A 22,272-nucleotide genomic window follows, 5' to 3' on the forward strand; every position below is an offset into this window, starting at 1 on the left:
TTCTTGGTCAAGCGCTGTATTGGCTGTGAGCTAATGCGCCTTATGTATCGCTATTTTGTACTAAGAAAATTTTTCCAATTGTTTTTGATACTTTTTCTCGAGAGCTTCATTGCCTGCTGCACGTTCAAGTTGAATCATGAGTTGCAAAGAGGGCTTCTTCACGCCATACATTTGATTGAATCTCATTAATCGAATTCTAGCTTCAGTATAATCACCGCTATCAATTTCTATTTTAGCGAGTTGCAAAATCGATTTTGGTCTATGAGGGTCATGATCGATAGCTCTAGTAAAGTAGTATCTCGCTTTGTCTTTATCTTGTGATTTTAGCGCACAAAAAGCTGCATTCTCATAGCTCGCTGGAATAAGGTAGTAATAAGGCTGCTCAATGGCTCGATTAAACATCTGATCGGCTTTTTCGAAGTCACCTCGCTTGCAAAGAAAAGTACCGTAGTTATTGAGCACATTTCCGTTTTTAGTATGTTGGCGTAGAGAGCGTTTATACATCTGTTCGGCTTTAATATCTTCACCAACCGTTTCGTAGTAGTGAGCCATAGATAATTGCGCGCGATAGTATTGAGGTGCGTGGTTTAAGGCTTGTTGTAAGTTATCATGCGCGCGAATCATGTTACCGCCGTTTAAATAACCTAAGCCAAGTGCGATACGTGATTCTGCCATTGCCACAGGATCGGCTTTAACGACAGGGCTTCCATCTTCTTTCACCGTCACGCAACCCACGAGTGCAAACTGAGACAATAATATTAGTGTACCGAGCTTTGCTGTTTTCATTCTTTATCCCTACATCCTTGAATCTTTTTGCATGATATGAATTACTTAGCAAAAGCCTATTGAGGAAAAAACACTATGCGATCAGGTTTGCAAACTGTTATGAAAAAGCCGCCATATGGCGGCTTGGTTCACATATTACATTTCGGTAATGATGAGTGCTTTGTTTGCTTATTTTGAAGCTAATCGTCTTTAGTGAAAGCATCTTCACTGAAGTGATCGAGGTCGTACGGTGTTTGCTGATAAACACAGTAGTTCAGCCAGTTTAAAAAGAGGAGGTGTCCATGGCTTCTCCAGCTTGCAATTGGTGGGTTATCTGGGTTGTTGTTTGGGTAATAGTTGACAGGAATAGCGGGCTCCATACCTTCGCTTAAATCTCGGATATATTCATTATGTAAGGTGTGAGAATCATACTCAGGGTGTCCTGTGACAAAGACATTGCGTTTGTCTTTTGTGGTGGCCAAGTACACACCTGCGACATCCGATGTCGCTAAAATGTCTAAGTCAGTATGCTCTTCTAGAAAGTGAGGCGAAAAATCTGCGTAACGCGAGTGAGGAGCCAAAAACGTGTCATCAAATCCGCGTAAGATAGGGTGAAACTGATGATGGATTTGATGATGATAAACACCTGAAAGTTTTTCTTTACGCGTTTTTTTAGGTAGATCGTAGAGTAGCTTTAACCCTGCTTGCGCAGCCCAGCAAACATAAAGAGTAGATGTCACATGATCTTTTGCCCACTCCATGATGGTTTTGAGATGATCCCAATAAATGACATCTTCAAATTGCACCAAACCTAATGGAGCTCCAGTAATGATCATGCCATCGAAGTTTTTATCTCTCACCATTTCAAATTGGCGATAAAACGTGTCTAAATGTTCAGTTGGCGTATTTTTACTCGGGCGGTTATCAATGCGCAGTAATTCGACGTTAACCTGTAGTGGGCTGTTTGAGAGTAGACGCAGAAACTGAGTTTCAGTCTCTATTTTTTTTGGCATCAGATTAAGGATCAGCACTCTTAAAGGACGTATTTCCTGACTCGCTGCACGCGTTTCACTCATCACGAAGATGTTTTCTGTCCTTAATACATCGGTAGCTGGTAATTGATCTGGAATTCTAATTGGCACGACTTTCTCTCCCTAAGTATAGTCAATCTAGACGTCTATACTTCTAAAGCTAACTTAATTAAGTTTAGATGTCGATACGAAATCCGACTTTTCAATCTACTCTTTACATTATGGTAAACCGTACTCGGGGTTGTCACACAATTGTGACTAAAGCAGAGTTTCTGATGAGATAGGTTTGAAACGCAGTGTGTACTATTTGCTGGTAATTATGCGATCACGTTAATATGTGAAGGTGACTTCGTAGTAAGGAAGTCTCAAATTAATGAGCCATACTAAAAACAATCAGCTCACCATTTTGCATTAATGTGCATATTTGGAAACATCGTCAGTGGAGGACATTATGTTCGGTATTTTCAAGAGAAAGACAAAGATTCAGAGCATAGCTCAAGAAGTTCCTTGCGTGCTACTGCATTCGTTTGGTGATAAAGACATTTATACGCCGGAAGAGATTGATCAAGCTCTTCAAAAGCTGGGTTATGATAAGAGCAAGGATATCAGTCATTATCAGTATGCGTATGGAATGTTTGCCGATGAAGCCTCTTACGAGCTCCTAGAACTAACGGATGAGCTAGGTAATTATGGTCATTTCCAACGTGAAGTAGGTAAGATGCTACTCAATACACCTGAGCCGATTGATATGCATATCTACTTTGAAATTTCTCGTCAGCACCAAAACGTCAGCCTTTCACCTGGTCATCAAAAAGTAAGCGAAAGTGATGGTGTGTAAACATCGTTAGTGGTATTCCATCGTGAGATGAGTTGGGTATAATGCGCGGCCTAATTATCCGGACATGTTGTCGGTTACATTTCTGTTGAGCGTTAATGCCTTATGTTCAAAATGCTTGTCTCTATGCCACCAATGTTGGCGCTGTCGATAGCGATTGTATGTGAAGTGATTGCCACTTCTTATATTCCCAAAACAGAGCAATTTACGAAAGTAATGCCGAGCACAGTCGTTTTGATTGGTTACGGCATCGCTTTCTTCTTGCTTTCCGTCACAGTGCAAACAATGCCTGTCGGGGTTGTTTATGCCATATGGAGTGGTGCTGGGATCGTTTTGGTTGCGACGGTTGGTTACTTTGTTTACGGACAGCGTCTAGACTTACCAGCCCTAGTTGGTATTGGGTTTATCATCGCTGGTGTGTTGATCGTAAATTTATTATCCAAAACAGTAGGGCACGAATAACGCCACTCTACTTGTTAAGTGAATAAGAAGCCGCAGCGAGAAATTGCTGCGGCTTTTTAGTACAAATTCAATCGCTAATGGCGAGTATTGATATGACGTCTTATTGTTGTATTCATCACGGTCGCATTATGTGATTGAAAAACAGGCATTATTTAGCGCATTGAAAATACAAAGTTATGTTTCTTCAAACTTTAGGAAAGGGCAGTAGATAAATCACTCCGATAGATGTTAACGTGGCGACTCATCTTTACTGCTTTTTCATTCCCTACATATTTCTGCAAAGTTCTTATTGTGTAGTGTGTCGAAGAACCATAGAATCCGCGCGCTTTAATTTATGTTATTAGCGTTATCAATGATAAAAGTGCAGTCCATTATCATTGTTTTTATCACTTATAGATGGGCACATCTGACAATACTTACATGAACAAATACAAAAAGCCTGCATTCAAGGCCGAATTTCTTTTGCCTCGTTACTGGGGAACGTTAATTATCATTAGCGTGATGTACTTACTTAGCCTCCTTCCTTTTAAAGTTCAACTAGCTTTGGGACGCAACATTGGTCGTTTAGCTATGCGAATCATGAGAAAACGTCAAGTTACTATCAGACGCAATCTTGAGCTTTGCTTCCCTCATATGGAAGAATGCCAACGCGAAGCAATTCTAAAAGACAACATCGACAATACTGGCATCGCACTTTTTGAGACCGCAATGGCATGGTTTTGGTCAGATAAACGGGTAAACAAACACGTCACGATAAAAGGCATGGAGCATCTAGAGGCTTTAGAGAAGTCAGGCAAAGGTGCATTAATGTTGGCCGTACACTCAATGAATCTAGAGTTAGGTGCTCGAGCTTTTGGCATTAAAAAGTCTGGAACCGGTGTTTATCGCCCAAACAATAATCCGTGCTTTGATTATTTTCAGTATAAGGGACGCTCTCGCTCTAATCGTACACTGATTGATCGTAAAAACGTCAAAGCCATGCTTGAATCACTTAAAACGGGTGAGCGGGTTTGGTATGCACCGGACCACGATTATGGTAACCGACGCTCGACATTTGCACCGTTATTTGCCGTTAAAAATGCTTGTACTACGACAGGTACAAGTTTGTTGGTTGATTCTACAGATTGCGCCATTGTGCCTTTTACGATGGTAAGAGGAAAAGACGGACACTATACCCTAACCATTAGTGCGCCCGTCGACGGTTTCCCGAAAGAGGATCATCAACGCGCCGCCGCATTCGTGAATCAAATAGTTGAAACATCAATCATGGCAAGTCCGAGCCAGTATATGTGGCTTCATCGTCGGTTTAAAACTAGACCAGAGGGTGAGGACTGTTTGTACAAGCCTAGGCTCATCCCTAGCTTGGCATAACACATAGATAGCCTACAAAAAGCCCAAGGAACATACGAACCTTGGGCTTTTACTTTCTATTCTTTTCGCTTTATAAGTAGCGATCTTTTAGGTGAGCTTGAAAGTGTTTAGCATTCAGTGTTTCACCCGTGGCTTGTTTTACCAACTCATCAGTGGTGAATAAGCTACCTTTACTCCAGATGTTTTCCGAGAGCCAATTGAATATCGGAGCTAAGTCGCCAGAACGAATAACCGCATCTACATCGACGGTTTGTTTCATTGCTGCCATAAATTGTGCAGCGTACATCGCACCGAGCGTGTAGGACGGGAAATAGCCAAAACTTCCGTCTGTCCAATGGATATCTTGCATACAGCCATTTTTGAAGTTTCCTTCGGTTGATAGCCCCAAGTACGCTTTCATCTTTTCGTTCCAGAGTTCTGGTACATCTGTATGTTTGATGACGCCGTTCATGAGATCTCGCTCAATTTCATATCGAAGAATAACGTGAGCAGGATATGTAAGTTCGTCAGCATCTACGCGAATAAAGCCTTTTTCTACGCGAGTGTAAATTTTGGCTAAATTGTCTTTTTCGAATTCACTACCAGAAAAATGGTTAGAAGCCAGTCGAGCGAGGTGATCGATAAACGCGCTGCTTCGTCCTATTTGCATTTCAAAGAAGAGTGATTGTGATTCATGAATACCCATAGAGCGAGCTTCTCCCGCGGGTGTTCCTGATAAATCTTTTGGTAGCCCTTGCTCGTATCGAGCATGGCCAGTTTCGTGGACAATCCCCATCAATGATTGGACAAACTCGTTTTCATTATAACGTGTCGTAATACGTACATCTGTCGGTACACCGCCACAAAATGGGTGGGTACTCTCATCAAGTCGACCGTGTTCAAAATCGAATTGAAGTAGCTTCATGACTTCCAAACCGAGCGCTTTTTGCTTTTCCGCAGGGTAGTGTGCAGTTGGCAATAAGATGTTGTCTGATTGTTGTTTTTCAAGCGCTTCATCGATCAAAGTAGGAAGCCAGGTTTTCACGTCAGCAAAAAGAATGTCTAACGACGCAGACGTTGTGCCAGGTTCATAAACATCGAGCATGGCATCATAAGGAGTCGTGCCATTTGCTTCGGCTCTAATTTGCGCTTCTTCCTGCGATAGCTTTACTACTTCAGCCCAGTTCTTTTCAAAACCAGCCCAGTCATTTTCTCCACGTTGTGTACGCCATGCATGTTCACATTTGGAGCCAGCAAGAGATTGAGCTTGAACTAATGATTCTGGTAGTAAGTTAGCTTGCTGCCACCCACGCTTCATTTCTCTTAGGATAGATTTTTCTTTTGTAGACAGCGTCTCTTCTTCTGCCTGAGCGAAAAGCTCTCCCAAGTGCGGTTGAGTCATTAAAGAATGGATATGTACATCAAGCTCTGCCGTGGCATTCGAGCGTGCTTCAGCGCCACCAGGTGGCATGACCGCTGCTTGATCCCAATCTATGATGGCAGATAGATGCTCAAAATTTGCCACTTTTTTGGAATGTTCAACGAGTTTTGTAAATGCGTTCATGTGACTACTCTTATTCTTTTGTTCTTTCCCTAAACACCCGATAACGGGTCCTTCATATGGTGTTGCACTAAGCAACCTGCGTTAATTTACTAATAATTAACAATTAACTCCAACCCATTGTCCATAAACTCACCCAGTTGTATAGCTCTCTTAAAAAAGAAGCTTGCGAATCTTGTGGATTGGCGGTATTGATGAAGGATTGACAATTAATTATCACGATAATATGGATATTTTGAATTTCGAGGCATTTATTATTGCCATTACGATTTTAACGTTAACGCCAGGTTTAGATACTGCACTTGTTATCCGTAACACTAGCCGCTCGGGCCTAAAAGATGGATGTACAACCAGTCTAGGGATTTGCTTTGGCTTATTCGTACATGCTTTTTTTTCTGCGGTTGGTATCTCGGCGATTCTTGCGCAATCAGCAGAGTTGTTCCAAATCGTAAAAATGATTGGCGCAGCTTATCTTATCTGGCTTGGTTTGAGCAGTTTAAAAGCGCTAATGTCGTCGAAAGATGGATTGACCGTGACCGAGCAGATTCACGAAGTGTTTAATGGTAAGCGCTCTTTTAGAGAGGGCTTTCTTTCTAACGTCTTGAACCCGAAAACGGCGGTCTTCTATTTGGCTTTCTTGCCACAGTTTGTGAATCCAGAAGGTTCACCCTTGCTTCAATCAATGATGATGGCATCTGTACACTTTGCTATTGCGATGGTTTGGCAGTGTGGTTTAGCTGGCGCGCTTAACTCGGCTAAAAATCTACTAAAGAATGCAAGCTTTATGAAGTGGATGGAAGGCGCGACGGGCGCAGTATTAGTCGCACTTGGTGTGAAGTTATTAATTGAAAAACCCGTTTAATGCGTAATATTTATCGATTGTTGATACTACTCGCTGTATTTATTGTGGGGATAGGTGCCGCTGTTGCTTGGCATACGTGGCCACAAGTACAGTTTGCGCAACGCGGCATGATCTGGTCTTGGCACTGGGGCTACTTCGAGCCTTTTGCTAATGGAATACAACAAACGCGAACTCAAGACACTAAACAGTTATTGCTCAGGCGTGTGTATTTGCATGACGCTATTGTCGTTTTTGTTTCGACAACTATGGACAATAAATTTGAGGTCGACGTTGTAAAAGAGCAAACCTGTGAACCTAAAACGACGACTTGGGCTTCGGTCTCTGTCAATCATCAACGTGTCAGGCATGTACCTATGGTGTGCGATGCGTTTGGGCAAGGCTACTTTTATCGCTACATCGGGAAACATCTGGAATCGATTGAGGTTGGTGTCGGCGACTCGTTTGTAACAGAAGCATTTTTAGACTGGCCGCTATCAGAGTTGAAAGCGGATCAATTCAAGAAAAAAAATGCGAAGTTTTTTGAAGAACGTGGAGAAAACGTTGAGCATCAATGGTTGAGAGATTAACCATTTAACCGAAGATAAATAAAGCCCGCTAAATAATAGCGGGCTTTATGTTTTTACCATTTCTAATGTGCTTTGCTCTCCGTTACTGGTAGTTTGTGACCGAACAGCTGTCGTTTCACTAAGCTTTCACTGCTTCAACTTCACCTGATTGCGATGTTGAGCTAAAGAACAGTTTGGTTTCTGCCAGTACGACGTGACGCAGTGCGATCAAACCAATCAGGTTAGGAATTGCCATCAGACCGTTTACGATATCAGCCAGTAGCCAAATCATATCGAGGTGAAGGAATGCACCAGATGCCACCAAGCCAACGAAAATCAGTTTGTATGGAAGCACAGCTTTAGTTCCGAACAGGAACACAACGCAACGCTCACCGTAGTAGTTCCAACCAAGAATGGTGGTAAAAGCGAAGAACATCAAACCGATTGAGACGAGCATAGGGCCAAATGTATCTGCATTTAAACCCACCGCAAAAGCATGAGTCGTCATCGCGGCGCCTGCTAGGTCACTTTGCCATGCACCGGTCAGGATTAGAGCAAGGCCTGTCATGGTACAAATAATGATGGTATCGAAAAAGGTACCCGTCATTGAAATTAGGCCTTGTTTAACACAAGAGTCTGTCTTCGCTGCTGCTGCTGCCATAGGCGCGCTACCCAAACCTGATTCATTTGAGAACACACCGCGAGCGATACCTGATTGGATTGCCAGCATGATGCTTGCACCTAAAAAACCACCAGTCGCTGCTGTTGATGTAAAGGCTGAAACCAGCACTAATTCAACGGCATTGAACAATTGGTCTGCATTCATGATGATCACGCTTAAACACGCCAACACATAAAATACAGCCATGGTAGGAACCACTTTTCCTGCAACGTTAGCAATGGATTTGATGCCACCCAAAGTTACGAAAGCAACCAAAAGAGTTAGTACAAAGGCAGATAGCTCACGGTTAACACCAAGAGATATCTCACTTGCATCCAGAATCGCGTTTACTTGTGGAAACGTACCGATACCAAAACAAGCAACACCCAAAGCAAACACTGCAAACATGATCGCGAGAGCTTTTGAGCCAACACCGTATTGCAAGTAATACATTGGGCCACCAATCATTTGGCCTTTATCATCGACTCTTCGGTACTTAACCGCCAACAAACATTCGGCGTATTTAGTCGCCATTCCGAAAAGGGCAGCGAGCCACATCCAGAATAGAGCGCCTGGTCCACCGAGTTTGATTGCTGTGGCAACACCAACAATGTTACCAGTACCAATTGTTGCTGAGAGCGCAGTACAAAGAGCTGCAAAGCTAGAAACGTCACCTTGAGTATTAGATGACTTATCTTTACTGAATACCATCGCTAGCGCTGTTGGGAGGTGTTTAAACTGGATCAAGCCAAGGCTAAAAGTGAAGTAAACACCTGTACCTACTAGCAAAATAAGCAGCGGTGGACCCCAGACAAAATTATCGATGGTTTGTAGTAAAGATTGTAGGTTGTTCATGATTTCCCCTTAATAAAACAACTAATAAGGAGAAGAGGGAAAGGACGAGATCAACGATCTCTAAAAGAACTAAGCTATTGGTTGTAGGCGGGAAGGCCAAGCCAAAATAGTTAGGTTGTAACTTTCCACTCCTCTGTCCTTTTGCCTGAGAGTTTCACCTTGCGTGAGTGCAAGACTTGCTCCTTCGGCGACCGATTTAACGGTTCTCTCCAGAGGTTCCTCCAACTACAGTCCCCGCTACCTAGGTAGCACCTGAAATAGTTAATTCTTCGGCGAGTTATGCTAATCAAATGTTAAAATTTGATTAATAACCACTCTCCTGCAGTCTTCATCGGAACAATTACTCAATTAAATGAGTAAAGGTTAGTTAATGATGCTGGTCATCATTAACGTGTGAACTCTATCATGTTTTTGGTCCATTTCAACACCCTATGTCAATTTATTTTCAATGAAATAACCTCATCAATTTTCATGAAGGTATGTTTGCCAATCTTTTTGTGCGAGTCACGGCATAAATAAAATTTATTGGGTTAGGGAATGGAACCCAAAACACTTCAGAACGATAAATGTGTTTCGATCGTTACGACATAAGTTATTCAATTAAGGACACAAAATTGATTAAAATCGGAGCACTTATTTTAAAATCTACGCTAAGTTGACCTTATGGTACGTATAAATGGGTTACAATGAATCTTTGTGAAACAGTCTACGGACCTAGGCAGTTTTTCATGAGTGGACAAGGAGGCGGTATGACCAGGTTATTAGCCATTGCGGTGTTGATTGCAGTAGCATTTGTGTTGTTTCGTTATCGAACCAATGAAAAAGTCCAAAAAGCGACCGTTATAACATTAATTGGCGCATTTCTGATTTATACAGCATCAATTATGTTTGCGGAATTGATCCGCTAGCAAAGTAAAAGAGTCCTTGGAGTAGTATACGGTGAGTTCTCAGAACAAAATGGAAGAGCAAGACGACGTAGTTGTCATTGAAGAGCGTGACAAACGTACGCATATCTATATCGCAATCGCTGCGGTGTTAGGCTTGGCATTTGGTGGCCTTGTTGGATCGGTTGTCACTGCGAACAAGTGGGAATCGACTTACCACGTATTAGAAGAAAAGTATCAAGCACTAACGCAAGATAAAACCCAGTTGGCATCTCAAGTAAAAGTGCGTGAAGAGGCGATCGACCAAGAAATACAAAACCAAGTTAGTGAGTTACTCGCCGCGAAAGATGAAGCTCATCAGAAAGCACTTAAGAAGTTGCAAAAGCAGTTGACTGAGGTCGAGAAGGTCAACTTGTCACTAGAGTCTCAATTGAAGCAGCAGGCAGATAAGATCAACACGACGAAGTCAGAAAATGAGAAGTTGAGTCGTCAAGCGGATATGCAAGCGACTATGTTTGAGCGGTCCCGCGAAGTATTCCAGAAAGAGCTAAAAATTTCGCAAGAATTAGAGTCTCTCGAGAAAGAACGGTCGAAATTATTACCTAAGATTGAGAAACTCAAGAAAGAGTGTGACGTATTTTTAGAAGGCAAATCTTGGGACGTGAAGTCGGACGCGTGTGATAAACATGATGAAGCTAATTCACGACTAAGTCAGGTCGATCAAATGATTGAAGTCTATAAAATGGACCTCAAACAAATCAAAGCAATAACGGAAGATATCGGCCTTTAAGTCTTTTGTATCCGGTTTTGAAAAGCAAAAGGAGCTCTTTAAGAGCTCCTTTTTCGTTGTTAGCTATGACTTTTAGCCTGTCGCGTATATTAGATTCGTGAGGCGTCATAGCCTGAGGCGAGCAGGAGCTCTCGTTCGTGTTTAATCAGCTGAGCTCGATCTTCAATTAGTTCATTGAGTGCTTGAGATGGCTTACCTGCTAATGCTTTGAACGAAGCAAAAGATTCCGCGGTGTCGATTTTATCAATCATCTGACTGATGACATTACGAGCCTCACACGGGTTACTCGTCGTTGTAAAGTATTCTACTTGCTTTGCTGCCGATTTCATCTCAGTTAATAGCTCAAGCGGGCTACTTTCTTTGGCTACTGCCATGTAGTTATCCAGCACGCGCTTTGCATAAAGCAGTTCTTTGAGGGGGATATCTCTTCCGCTCTCGATTAGGGATTCGCTAAGGATCATACTTGAGCTCATGGGCATTCCTTCTTATTACTACGCCGCTTTTGATGTTTCCTTGAGTCTAATTTATTGAAGTCACATTGGGAATGGGTAAAAAGCATTTTTAACGCATTTTTATTCATTTATGAAAACACGAATGCGATGCTTATCTGGATCGATAGCCATAAAATTTAACCCATACACTGATGTCGCTGGTGGTTGAACAAACTCAACACCTAGGTCTTTCCAGCGCTTGTAAATGCGCTCTAGCATATGACTATTGGGCACCGATAAAGACAACTCGGTGCCACCACCTCTAATTCCGCTGTAGGGTGAAAGATTATCTCTTTGCTTGAGTGTCAACGTTAAGCCTTCGGTCAGTGGAATAGCGGCGAAGGTTGGAGACAACTGCGTGACTTTGCGTTCGAACAGTTTCGAATAAAAAACTTGGCTTATGTGGATGTCCTCAACGTAGAGAACGAATGAATTGATAGTCAGCATGGTTTGTTCCTTAATCAATTAGAAATAGTAGGGGCAATCTAACGGAAAGGAACGACAGGAGTTGTCAGTAGAACATTCTCGAAGGTAAGTGACAGAATAAGAAAAAGGAGCCGTTTAGCTCCTTTTTATCAGCGGAATCATTGGTATTAATGAGTGTGTTTGGAAGAATACCAGTTGTTTTGATACGCTTTAGATGCAAATAATGCGTTTGCTTTTGCACGCTCGATAATAGACTCGTCCACCTCTAGCGGCTTCATGGTTTGGTCTTTAAAGTCGTACGCCAGGGTCGATATCTTTTCACCAGGGGAAAGCACAACGAGATTGTCGCGCGTTAAATAACCAAAGTTTTTGTCGTATTGCATCATTGCGCGTTCATCTTCGCGAGCCAGTGGCTTCGTTAAATCACGACCAATCATCGGTGTTTTAGCATCTACCCCAATCAGAGATAACAGTGTAGGCGGCATGTCTATGTTGTTTGCTATGCGGTCATCTTTACGTGGTTGAATGCCTTTACCAAGGATCAATGCTGGAATGTGAAAGTGCTTAACTGGAACAAGGTTAGCGCCAGAAACACGTGCATCATGATCTGCAATTACAATGAAAATGGTATCATCCCAATAAGATGACTTTTTCGCCTTTTCAAAGAAAGTACCCAAAGCGTAATCGGAATATTTAACGGCGTTCTTACGCGTCATATATTCTGAATCGTATGGCTCAATTTTGCCTTTTGGATACTCATAAGGGCTATGATTACTTGACGTAAAAACTAAGCTAAAAAAAGGTTTGTCGCTTTTTGAAAGGCGTTCAAACTCTTCGTTTGCTTTGTTATATAGATCTTCATCACTAACACCCCAAGAGCCAACAAAGCTTGGGTTGTTATAATCGTCTTCTTCTACTATTTGATCAAAACCGTTACCAAAGAAGAAAGTTTTCATGTTGTCAAAGTTGGCTTCACCGCCGTAAATAAATTGCGTGTGATAGCCTTGAGCTTTCAGTAAGTCCGCGATGGTAAAGAAACCCGTTTGGCTTTTACTCAGCTTCACTACCGCGCGAGACGGAGATGGAGGAAAGCCCGTGGTTACGGCTTCAATTCCACGAACAGAACGAGTACCAGTGGCGTACATTTGTGTGAACTGCCAACCTTCCTTCATGAGTTCATCAAGGTTTGGTGTTAGAGGTAAACCACCCAAAGCACCGACAAATTGGGCGCCTAAGCTTTCTTGTAGCAAAATCACTAAGTTTTTATGTTTACCCTGGTAAGTCGCGGGGTTACTGTTCATGGTTGGGAGTAATGAAGGGGTGAAGTCGGACTTTGTTGATGAAGTGCGAACTAATTCCAACATCTTTTGAGTGTCCATTTTTCCGTAGAACTGCTCAGCACTCTTTTCTGACTTCATGCTATTAACCGCAAACAACAATGAGTAAGATGAGTTCAGTGCTAAGTCGTTAAGCAGTGGATCGTTAGAAAAGGCGACCATAGCAGGATTTAGCGGGCGGTGCCCTAAAGATGAGCGAGCACCTGCAACCCCAAAAAGAACAACGAAAAGTGCCAATAGTGGTCGCCATTTCCAGTTGACCTGCTGCGCCTTATCGGTCAGTTTCTTACTCCACTTCCAACCTAAAGTGATGGTTAAAACTGTACCTAACGCACCAATAAACAGTTCTAATTTGTAGCCAGTCCAGAGCATACTCAAGACTTCTTTTGGGTAGATTAAGTATTCCACAAACAGGCGGTTTGGACGTAGGTCGTATTCCTGAATGAATGGCGCTGTTGCTAGCTCCATGTATACAAGCACCCAAAGCCCTAAAACCATCCATATGCGTAATATTCGCTTCCAACACTCTCCCATCTTACCGGTTAATGGCATGAAGGTTGAAAACAGTGCTGGAAGAATAAATAACCAGCAAAGCGTTGCAATATCTACGCGCAAACCTTGACCTAGGATGTAAATTAAGTCGTTTAGAGAGTCAATACGGTCAATCTGCCAAAAAGCTAGCAAAACTCTTGAGATAGACAGAAATAGAAGCGAAAACAAAGAAAAGGCAGCAATTGGCTGCAAAGGCCCCCACACAGAGCTCTTTGATAAGTTTTTCATATTTATTCGAATAGTTTAATTGTTATGTTGTGTTGTTTTTAGCAAAGCAAGCGTGAAATAAACGTGAATTATAATGTGGGTTTATGGTCGAGTAGTGTAAGTGTTGGTATGTCTATGTAAGGGGGAGGGGCGTTTGTGTAAAAAAAGAGCCAGTTGATAACACCAACTGGCTCTAGAGGTTGATAAAGGCATGATTACATTGCGGCTTTCTTCGCTTCTTCGACCCATGCGTCGAACTTTTTCTGGTTCGCTTTGATCCAACCATTTACATGAGACTCGATGTCCGCTGAGCTGTTCTTACCTTGGCTCATCATCATATTCTGAGCACTAACATCATTGATATTTAGTTTGATGATTTCAAATAGCTTCGCAGCAGCAGGGTTTTTTTCCGTAAACTCTTTATTGGCAACGATGCGCATAGAGTTCATCTCGAAGCCGTAGTTCTTACCGTTCTCTAGTGTCGTATCAATGTCCTTACGCTCACCAGGAAGTGAAGAGAATGGCACTTCTAACCACACAACATCTTTCCCTGGAACTAAAACGCCACTTACCCAGTACGGTGTCCAAGTGTAGTAAAGAATCGGATCGCCTTTTTTGTAACGTGAGATCGTATCAGCGATAATCGCCGCGTAGTTACCTTGGTTGTGTGTTACTGTGCCACGAAGTTTGAAAGCATCCAACTGATGCTCAACAACCATTTCACACCCCCAACCTGGGTTACAACCAGTTAAGTCCGCTTTGCCATCGCCGTTTGCATCGAATAGCTTCGCCAATTTTGGATCTTTTAACTGACCAATGTTAGTGATGTTATATTTTTCCGCGGTTTTCTTATCGATCAAATAACCTTGCGCAGCACCACTTATGTATTGGCCTTTACGGAAGAACTTATCATCACCGCCCGACATCGTGTACTTATCGGCGTGAAGAGGGAACCAACCAACCGCTAAGAAAGTAGCATCACCTTTAGCAATAGAGGTGTAGCCTACGTTGTAGTCCACTTCTTTGGTCGGTTTAACATCGTAACCAAGCTCTTCAAGTGCGCGGTTTACGATCAACGTTTGAAATGTTTCTTCTGCAACGGTTGATTGAACAGGCTGAACAGTGACACCTTCACCCGGTAGTTCACTTGCAACACCATAAGTTGAAAATGCGATAGTACTTAGAGCTCCAACAGAGAGCGCTTTCTTCCATGAATTATTCATTGATGTTTCTCCTAAGTTTTAGATCGTCTTGGTTCGTCTTTGTTTTCAGTTTTAATAGGTATGAAACAGGACCTGTGTGATACCAGCGAAGTTTAGTGTTGCCCGCATTAACCCCTAACACCTGGGTGATACGGTCTAACAAAATCGCAAGAATAACGATGCCTAAGCCACCAACGGCAGCAAGACCCATATCAAGTCGGCCAATACCACGAAGTACCATTTGGCCTAAGCCGCCAACAGCAATCATTGAAGCAATCACTACCATAGAAAGTGACAGCATTAAGGTTTGGTTTACACCTGCCATGATAGTTGGTAACGCCAACGGTAACTGGATGCGATAAAGCATCTGTTTTTTGTTTGCCCCGAAAGAGTGGCCAGCTTCGATAAGCTCTTCAGGTACTTGCTGAATACCTAAAATAGTCAGGCGCACAACGGGAGGCAGGGCGAAAATGATCGTTACTACTACGCCAGGAACGTTACCAATACCAAACAACATAACAATTGGCACAAGGTAAACGAACGCGGGAGTCGTTTGCATTGCATCTAATATTGGCCTAACAAATTTGGCAGCGGTTTGGCTCCTTGCCAACCATATCCCCATTGGTAGCCCTATAAGCAAACAGAAGAAAACGGCGGTTAACACCAGTGCTAGCGTTGTCATCGCTTGTGACCACGCACCAATTAGGCCGATGAAAACAAGGGATACAAGAGTAGAAAAACCAAGTTTTACATTGGAAAACTGCCACGCTAGCAAAAATAAAATGAGTACCATTATAGGCGCAGGTGTAGACACCAAAGCAGTTTCAAACGACGTTAGAATAAAGTCGATTGGAACTCGTATTGCTTGGAAAACAGGTCGACCATGTTCCACCAGCCAGTTCAAACCGGATTCTACCCAGCTATCGAGGGGTAAAACCGCATCTTGGAATGGGTTCATAATATCGAATGGCGCTTGCTCTACAGTTTCTGAGTTGAGCCAATCATTACTTGGCGCGGCCTCTGTACCTTGCGACCAAGGATCATCTTGCGCAGGAGCAGTATTTGACCAGGGATCATTGTTAGTTTGCTCTGAAGACATCGTGTTAATCCTTATCTAGTGTTTGTAGAAGACGTGATTTAGTCACGACACCAAAGTAAGTTCCTTTCTCATCTACGACAGGCACGGCATAAGGAACACCAGCAACCAGACCCAAAATGTCATTAATTGACTGATCAGGCTGAAGAGTAACTTCATCCGGTAATTGAGCACTGGCTAACGAACGGTTTTCTTTATGAGCCAAACGTAGTGAATCAAGAGATACGATGCCGGAATATCGGCTAGATTTATCGACGACAATGCCGTAATCACGGTCGTGATCCATCAGAATCTGCATCGCAGAGCCTGGACCGTCATTTTCCGATTTCTTAAAAACAGCCGCTGGCTTCTTGCGCGCGATATCTTTTGCTGTCAAGACACTTGCGATGTTTACGCCGCGGAAAAACGCTTCGACATAATCATTTGCTGGACTGTGTAATATTTCATCAGGTGTACCAACCTGAACAACTTCACCGTTTTGCATGATGGCGATGCGGTCGCCAATGCGCATTGCTTCATCCAAATCATGAGAAATGAAGACAATTGTGCGTTTGTCATCGTTCTGTAGACGAATAAGCTCATCTTGCATCTCAGAACGGATCAATGGGTCTAAAGCGGAAAACGCCTCGTCCATTAATAGGATGTCAGGATCACAGGCTAACGCTCTCGCTAAACCAACGCGCTGTTTCATACCACCGGATAATTCGTCAGGGAAAGATTCTGCATAAGGGTCTAAACCCACTCTTTCTAAGGCGGAAAGGGCACTTTTCTGACGCTCATTAACATCGATGCCGGCAAGTTCTAAACCAAAGGCGGCATTTTCAATCACCGTCATGTGTGGCATGAGTGCGAAACTTTGAAACACCATTGAGATATTATTACGACGAACTTCTCGAAGTTCATTCTCGGAGATGTGGGCGATATCTCTTCCTTTGAGATAAACACTACCTTTAGTCGGCTCAATGAGCCGGTTAAGAAGTCGAACAAGGGTGGATTTCCCGGAGCCAGAAAGGCCCATGATTACGAAAATTTCCCCTTCATTTATGGTGAGAGATACATCGTTTACGCCGACTGTTAAACCTGTCTGTTCAAAAATACCGTCTTTATCGACGCCTTTGTCGATAAGCGAGAAGGCTCTCTCTGGGTCTTCTCCAAACACTTTATACAGTCCCTTAACTTCCAGTATGGGATCCATGTTATCTGTCCTTTTTCGTGTGTTTATAACTGTTTAACGATTTGTACTCTAATTAATTTTAGTTCAACTTTCAACGAAAGGGGGGTGGTTAACTAGTTCTGCCGTGCATAGAGAATTCGTTGAGCAAGGTATGTTCAATTCTTATTTTTTATATTTAAAACAATTGCTTGTGATGTGTTTTTATCCGCCATAACGTTGCCCTGACGTAGGGTTGAATTTATTTTGAATTTTTTTGTACATTTCAACTCAACTCGCTTGCATAGATATAAGCTGTGATAGCTTAGAACTCTACATATAAAAAGGTTAGAGCTCTAATTTTTGGTTAAGGCTTGGTCCTGTGAAATCGGTTAGGTACTGTTATCCTTAGATTTATTTATTGCTTGATTTCACTCAGGGTGATATTTATCGCTGTAGTTTAGGCAACGTATGGAATAAAAAATGGAAGCCGAACAGTTAGAAGTGCTCAATTTCATTAGCCAGTACCCACCTTTTGATGACCTACCTGAAGAGCAGCTTAGAAAAATTGCTCTCAATGCCGAGGTTGCATACTTTCGGCAAGGAACAAAAATCCTTAACTTCGGAGATACGATCCGCGACTTGTATATGGTGAGAAGTGGGGCGGTAGAGATTTATCGACGTAAAGGTGAACTTTACAACAGGATTGATGCTGGTGGACTGTTTGGTCAGATGGGGTTGTTGATGAACAACCGCGTACGTATGCCAGCCAAAGCGATAGAAGACACTCTCGTTTACTGTATTCCGGAAAACATCTTCAATGAACTTTGTGATGAGTTTGAAAACTTTGCGGACTACATGGAACTGGAAGATAGCGCGCGTTTGCGAAGCGCAATATCTAGCCGCTCCGAAAGCAATGACTTTACCACCGCTAAGGCACGTAAAATCTTAGCAAGAGATCCAGTAACTCTGGAGGCAACGGCTTCAATTCAGGAAGCTGCGATACTAATGGCAGAGGAAAATGTCACCTCTCTGCTCATTATTCGCCCGACAGAGGAGCTCACAGAAGAAGATGATGAACAGCTGCTTGGAATATTGACTGATCGCGATCTTTGCATTCGCGTACTAGCTCAAGGTATTGATACCAATATTCCAGTGAGTGAGGTCATGAGTTATGACGTGGTTTCATTGGATTATAACGCCTATGTGTTTGAGGCCATGTTAACCATGTTGCGTTACAACGTGCATCATTTACCAATTTTAAAAGATAAAAAGCCGATAGGAATTATTGGCATGACGGACATCGTTCGTTACGAATCTCAGAACAGCCTATTGCTAGTGAGCTCTATTTTTCAGCAAACCAGTGTCGAGGATCTCAAGCAGGTTTCTGAACAAGTAAAAGACTGTTTCGTAAGGATGGTCAATGAAGATGCCAACGCGCACATGATTGGTCGAGCCATGTCGGTTATAGGCAGTAGTTTCAAACAACGCCTCGCTGAATTAGCTGAGCAAGAGTTCGGCCCAGCGCCCATTCCTTATTGTTTAGTCGCAATGGGTTCAATGGCGAGGGATGAGCAGCTAATTGTAACGGATCAAGATAACGCCCTTATTCTCGATAACAGTTATGACGTTGAGATTCACGGAGAGTACTTTGAAAAGTTTGCTAAATTTGTTTGTGATGGTTTAGCGGCATGCGGCTATGCTTATTGTACTGGAGACATTATGGCTACCAACCCAGAATGGCGAAAAACTCGTGCAGAATGGGAAGAATGCTTTGGAAACTGGATAGACAATCCAACTCCTGAGAGATTGTTAAATAGTAATATCTTTTTTGATCTCCTCGGTGTGCATGGGCGAGTGAAATGGGCGGAGCAATTAAGCAGCTTTATTGTGAGACGAGCGAAAAGAAATAACCGCTTTCTTGCTTGTATGGCGTATAACGCAATACGTAGGACGCCTCCACTGGGCTTTTTCAAAGACTTTGTGATGGAGAAAGATGGTCGTCATCGCAACTCGATTAACTTGAAGCGAAGGGGGACGGCTCCGTTGGCCGATTTAATACGGGTGCATTCTCTGGCAATCGGTTCGCGATCGCAAAACTCTTTCGACCGTTTAGATGACATTAATGATGCTGGCATTTTACCGAAAGGTCGAGGTTTGGATTTAAGGGATGCGATGGAGCTAATCTACATGGTTCGAATTCGTCACCAAGCCCTTGATATAGAAAATGGAGAAGAGCCAGACAACAATATTGAGCCGGAGAACATGTCTGAATTTGAACGTCGAAACTTAAAAGCAGCATTTCAAATTCTAAGTAACGCTCAGAACTTCATTAAGTTTCGATACCAGAGAAGTAGCAAATAATGTGGTTCTCAAAAAAAGTAGAAAAAGAACAGCCGTTGTTGGATACATCCCAGACGCCAGAGTGGTCAATGTTGTTCAAACAACTCGCTAAAGAAGCGAAAGACCAGAGGCTCAAACGCTATTATTCGACACCAATGGTTAATGGGGAAACACCAATTGAACAAGTGCCATTTGTCTCGGTAGACTTTGAGACAACAGGATTGAACTCGGAAGAGGATGTCATTCTCACGATCGGACTTGTGCCGTTTACTATTGATCGTGTTCAATGTAATGGCTCTGCTCATTGGGTCGTTAACCCAAACAGAGAGTTAAACCACGAGTCTGTCATTATTCACGGTATCACTGACTCTGAGGTTAAAAACGCGCCGCAGCTGTCTCAGATCTTGGGTGAAATATTGGATGCGTTGTCAGGCAAAGTGGTACTTGTTCACTACAAGAACATTGAAAGGCAGTTCTTTAATAACGCCTTGCTAAATAGCATCGGAGAGGGGATACAGTTTCCTGTTGTTGATACGTTAGATATTGAGTATGCGATACAACGCCGTGAATGCAGAGGTTTTATCAATAAGTTGAAAGGCAAGAAACCCGGTTCTGTACGATTAGGGCACGCTCGTGAAAGATATGGCCTCCCTGCTTATCAACCTCACCATGCCCTGACGGATGCGTTAGCAACTGCGGAGCTGTTTCAAGCACAACTGCAGTATCACTTTAATCGAAACATGCCAATATCTTCGGTTTGGCAATAGGCGTTATTTATGGTGAAAACAATAAAATGCAATGAGAGATAGGGGGCTTTAAGATTATGATGGCGGATTGAGTAACCGCTTATAAGAACAATGTTTTATGAACATGTGCTTGGTAGTGATGAAGACGTTTCATTACTCGAACTCCGACGAAAGTAATTTAAACTTGGTCACGTATTTTTAAGGAGATTATCCGTGAGCACCGATAATAACGGTGGCATTCAACGCCCCGATGGAAAAGTAAACGCAATAGATACTGACTATCAAATTGGTCAGGATAACGTTGCGCTAAAGGTAGGCCCATTTGGCCTTGATATTCACAACCGTGTTTTTGCAATTTCTGGCTTAGCAATCGTCATGTTTGTTGTGATAACACTATTATTCCGAGAACAGGTAGAGCCGTTTTTTGCAGACCTACGAGCGGGTTTGTTACACAATTTAGACTGGTTTTTTCTCGCTTCAGGTAATATTTTTGTCATTGTCTGTGTCGGATTGATCTTCACACCATTGGGCCGTGTGCGAATCGGTGGTACTGAAGCAACACCGGATTACTCCTATGCCGGATGGTTGGCAATGCTATTTGCTGCAGGTATGGGCATTGGTCTCGTATTCTTCGGTGTATCAGAACCGATGTCCCATTTTAGTTCTGCGATTGGTGGCGTGAGCGTTGAGAATGGTGTACGTACTGACTGGGCACCGCTAGGTGGTGCAGAGGGCGATGCAACTGCAGCTTCGGCATTAGGGATGGCTGCGACGATTTACCACTGGGCACTTCATCCGTGGTCAATATACGCGCTCTTGGCTCTTGGACTGGCTATCTTTTCATTTAACAAAGGTTTGCCACTCACCATGCGCTCAATTTTTTACCCTTTGTTTGGTGAGCGTGTATGGGGTTGGACTGGTCATATTATCGATATTCTTGCAGTGGTAGCGACGGTTTTTGGTTTAGCAACATCGCTAGGCTACGGTGCGTCTCAAGCCGCAACGGGTTTGAACTTCCTGTTTGATGTCCCAATGACCAATACCACGCAGGTTATATTGATTATTGGTATTACTGCGCTCGCTTTAATCTCTGTTGTGGCTGGACTCGATAAGGGCGTGAAAATCTTATCTGAAATCAACATGGGTCTTGCAGCGCTGCTATTGCTATTTGTTATTGTTGTTGGCCCGACGATTGCGATTTTAACTGGTTTCTTCGAGAACATCGTTTCCTATGTGGCTAATATCCCTGCCTTATCTATGCCATTTGGACGAGAGGATGTGAATTACTCTCAAGGCTGGACGGCGTTTTACTGGGCGTGGTGGATTTCTTGGTCACCATTTGTGGGTATGTTCATCGCACGTGTGTCTCGCGGTCGTTCAGTTCGTGAGTTTATTATTTGCGTTATTCTTATCCCATCTTCAGTTTGTGTGTTATGGATGACGGCTTTTGGCGGTAACGCAATTAGCCAATACGTTAATGATGGCTACGAGGCGGTGTTTAACGCAGAACTACCTTTAAAACTTTTTGCCATGTTAGATGTTATGCCATTGGCTGAGATAACATCTTTTGTCGGCATTATCTTAGTCGTGGTGTTCTTCATTACCTCTTCTGACTCAGGATCACTGGTTATTGATACTATTGCTGCGGGCGGTAAGGTCGATGCACCAACGCCACAACGCGTGTTCTGGTGTACGTTTGAAGGTTTGGTTGCGATTGCATTGATGTTGGGTGGTGGTCTAGCTGCTGCTCAAGCAATGGCGGTGACGACTGGTTTACCGTTTACTATTGTTTTACTTGTTGCAACGGTATCTTTGATAAAAGGTTTGATGGATGAACCTCGTCCAAAGGCGGTTTCTAAGAAATCAAAATAACTAGTATCAGCAGTTAAATTATTGATAAAAGCGGTATGCGAAAGCATGCCGCTTTTTTTTGGATTTCTATTTTTCTCTGAGAAATGAACAGCATGGAAAATGGTCTTATTCTGGTTGTTTTTTGTACTGTGCATTTAGGTGACTATTTAATAAATTAGACCTCGAACTATTTTAACTTTTGGTTAATAGGTTTATTTTTGTGATCGATATCACAAAAATACCGATAAAAAGGCGGATTATTTGATTTTT

At 42.8% G+C, this 22,272-nt stretch carries 20 protein-coding genes and 1 riboswitch; of the genes, 10 read left to right on the forward strand and 10 right to left on the reverse strand.

Annotated features, from left to right (window positions below; genetic code table 11):
• Positions 1–60 precede the first annotated feature (60 nt).
• Together pilW and metA are read right to left on the reverse strand one after the other, a co-directional pair.
• Positions 61–786, reverse strand: a complete 726-nt coding sequence (gene pilW / locus R7P72_RS06460) for a type IV pilus biogenesis/stability protein PilW (protein WP_005377793.1) — start codon at positions 784–786, stop codon at positions 61–63.
• A gap of 179 nt (positions 787–965) precedes the next feature.
• Complete coding sequence (metA, locus tag R7P72_RS06465) at positions 966–1,907, reverse strand: homoserine O-acetyltransferase MetA (protein WP_005377792.1); 942 nt, start codon at positions 1,905–1,907, stop codon at positions 966–968.
• Between the two features lie 340 nt (positions 1,908–2,247).
• Here metA and R7P72_RS06470 point away from each other — a divergent pair, with 340 nt between their 5' ends.
• The 3 genes from R7P72_RS06470 to R7P72_RS06480 all read left to right on the forward strand — a co-directional run bounded on the left by R7P72_RS06470 (position 2,248) and on the right by R7P72_RS06480 (position 4,464).
• Positions 2,248–2,634: a DUF6559 family protein gene (locus tag R7P72_RS06470; RefSeq protein ID WP_005377791.1), complete on the forward strand. Its 387-nt coding sequence runs from the start codon at positions 2,248–2,250 to the stop codon at positions 2,632–2,634.
• A gap of 123 nt (positions 2,635–2,757) precedes the next feature.
• Positions 2,758–3,093: a DMT family transporter gene (locus tag R7P72_RS06475; RefSeq protein WP_069593657.1), complete on the forward strand. Its 336-nt coding sequence runs from the start codon at positions 2,758–2,760 to the stop codon at positions 3,091–3,093.
• 420 nt (positions 3,094–3,513) lie between these two features.
• Positions 3,514–4,464 (forward strand): LpxL/LpxP family Kdo(2)-lipid IV(A) lauroyl/palmitoleoyl acyltransferase, encoded by a 951-nt coding sequence (locus tag R7P72_RS06480; protein ID WP_031778977.1) that lies wholly within the window; start codon positions 3,514–3,516, stop codon positions 4,462–4,464.
• 70 nt (positions 4,465–4,534) lie between these two features.
• On the opposite strand, the gene R7P72_RS06485 is transcribed toward R7P72_RS06480, so the two are convergent.
• Positions 4,535–6,007 (reverse strand): carboxypeptidase M32, encoded by a 1,473-nt coding sequence (locus R7P72_RS06485; RefSeq protein WP_005377788.1) that lies wholly within the window; start codon positions 6,005–6,007, stop codon positions 4,535–4,537.
• A gap of 223 nt (positions 6,008–6,230) precedes the next feature.
• Here R7P72_RS06485 and R7P72_RS06490 point away from each other — a divergent pair, with 223 nt between their 5' ends.
• Positions 6,231–6,866, forward strand: a complete 636-nt coding sequence (locus tag R7P72_RS06490) for a LysE family translocator (RefSeq protein WP_017820932.1) — start codon at positions 6,231–6,233, stop codon at positions 6,864–6,866.
• Positions 6,866–7,432 (forward strand): hypothetical protein, encoded by a 567-nt coding sequence (locus tag R7P72_RS06495; RefSeq protein WP_005377786.1) that lies wholly within the window; start codon positions 6,866–6,868, stop codon positions 7,430–7,432. The genes R7P72_RS06490 and R7P72_RS06495 overlap by 1 nt, the downstream gene beginning before the upstream one ends.
• Positions 7,433–7,550: 118 nt before the next feature.
• On the opposite strand, the gene R7P72_RS06500 is transcribed toward R7P72_RS06495, so the two are convergent.
• Entirely contained in the window at positions 7,551–8,927 is a 1,377-nt protein-coding gene (locus R7P72_RS06500; protein WP_005377785.1) for an alanine/glycine:cation symporter family protein, read from the reverse strand.
• 123 nt (positions 8,928–9,050) lie between these two features.
• A riboswitch (glycine riboswitch) is annotated at positions 9,051–9,150 on the reverse strand.
• A gap of 526 nt (positions 9,151–9,676) precedes the next feature.
• On the opposite strand from R7P72_RS06500, the gene R7P72_RS06505 reads away from it, so the two are divergent.
• Together R7P72_RS06505 and R7P72_RS06510 are read left to right on the forward strand one after the other, a co-directional pair.
• Positions 9,677–9,835, forward strand: a complete 159-nt coding sequence (locus tag R7P72_RS06505) for a hypothetical protein (protein WP_005377784.1) — start codon at positions 9,677–9,679, stop codon at positions 9,833–9,835.
• Positions 9,836–9,866: 31 nt separating this feature from the next.
• Complete coding sequence (locus R7P72_RS06510; protein WP_025998562.1) at positions 9,867–10,601, forward strand: chromosome partitioning protein ParA; 735 nt, start codon at positions 9,867–9,869, stop codon at positions 10,599–10,601.
• 89 nt (positions 10,602–10,690) lie between these two features.
• Here the strand turns inward: R7P72_RS06510 and R7P72_RS06515 are convergent, their stop codons facing one another.
• From R7P72_RS06515 to proV, 6 genes are all read right to left on the reverse strand, one after another.
• Positions 10,691–11,074, reverse strand: coding sequence for a hypothetical protein (locus R7P72_RS06515; RefSeq protein WP_005377782.1), 384 nt, complete (start codon positions 11,072–11,074; stop codon positions 10,691–10,693).
• Positions 11,075–11,173: 99 nt separating this feature from the next.
• The gene (locus tag R7P72_RS06520; RefSeq protein WP_005377781.1) at positions 11,174–11,539 is read right to left on the reverse strand and encodes a VOC family protein; all 366 of its coding nucleotides are present in this window, start codon (positions 11,537–11,539) and stop codon (positions 11,174–11,176) included.
• 146 nt (positions 11,540–11,685) lie between these two features.
• Positions 11,686–13,635, reverse strand: a complete 1,950-nt coding sequence (locus R7P72_RS06525; protein WP_005377780.1) for an LTA synthase family protein — start codon at positions 13,633–13,635, stop codon at positions 11,686–11,688.
• Positions 13,636–13,829: 194 nt separating this feature from the next.
• Positions 13,830–14,837, reverse strand: a complete 1,008-nt coding sequence (gene proX / locus R7P72_RS06530) for a glycine betaine/L-proline ABC transporter substrate-binding protein ProX (RefSeq protein WP_213907232.1) — start codon at positions 14,835–14,837, stop codon at positions 13,830–13,832.
• Complete coding sequence (gene proW / locus R7P72_RS06535; RefSeq protein ID WP_005377778.1) at positions 14,830–15,915, reverse strand: glycine betaine/L-proline ABC transporter permease ProW; 1,086 nt, start codon at positions 15,913–15,915, stop codon at positions 14,830–14,832. Before proW ends, proX begins: the two co-directional genes overlap by 8 nt.
• Before the next feature lie 4 nt (positions 15,916–15,919).
• Entirely contained in the window at positions 15,920–17,107 is a 1,188-nt protein-coding gene (gene proV / locus R7P72_RS06540; protein WP_005377777.1) for a glycine betaine/L-proline ABC transporter ATP-binding protein ProV, read from the reverse strand.
• Between the two features lie 438 nt (positions 17,108–17,545).
• On the opposite strand from proV, the gene R7P72_RS06545 reads away from it, so the two are divergent.
• From R7P72_RS06545 to R7P72_RS06555, 3 genes are all read left to right on the forward strand, one after another.
• Positions 17,546–19,426 (forward strand): DUF294 nucleotidyltransferase-like domain-containing protein, encoded by a 1,881-nt coding sequence (locus R7P72_RS06545; RefSeq protein ID WP_005377775.1) that lies wholly within the window; start codon positions 17,546–17,548, stop codon positions 19,424–19,426.
• Positions 19,426–20,172 carry a 3'-5' exonuclease gene (locus tag R7P72_RS06550; RefSeq protein ID WP_005377774.1) on the forward strand — a complete coding sequence of 249 codons (747 nt, stop codon included), beginning with the start codon at positions 19,426–19,428 and terminating at the stop codon, positions 20,170–20,172. Before R7P72_RS06545 ends, R7P72_RS06550 begins: the two co-directional genes overlap by 1 nt.
• A gap of 192 nt (positions 20,173–20,364) precedes the next feature.
• Positions 20,365–22,023: a BCCT family transporter gene (locus R7P72_RS06555; RefSeq protein ID WP_005377772.1), complete on the forward strand. Its 1,659-nt coding sequence runs from the start codon at positions 20,365–20,367 to the stop codon at positions 22,021–22,023.
• Positions 22,024–22,272: the final 249 nt, after the last annotated feature.

The organism is Vibrio sp. Vb0888, from assembly GCF_033338835.1.
GTDB classification, from domain to species: Bacteria; Pseudomonadota; Gammaproteobacteria; order Enterobacterales; family Vibrionaceae; genus Vibrio; species Vibrio alginolyticus.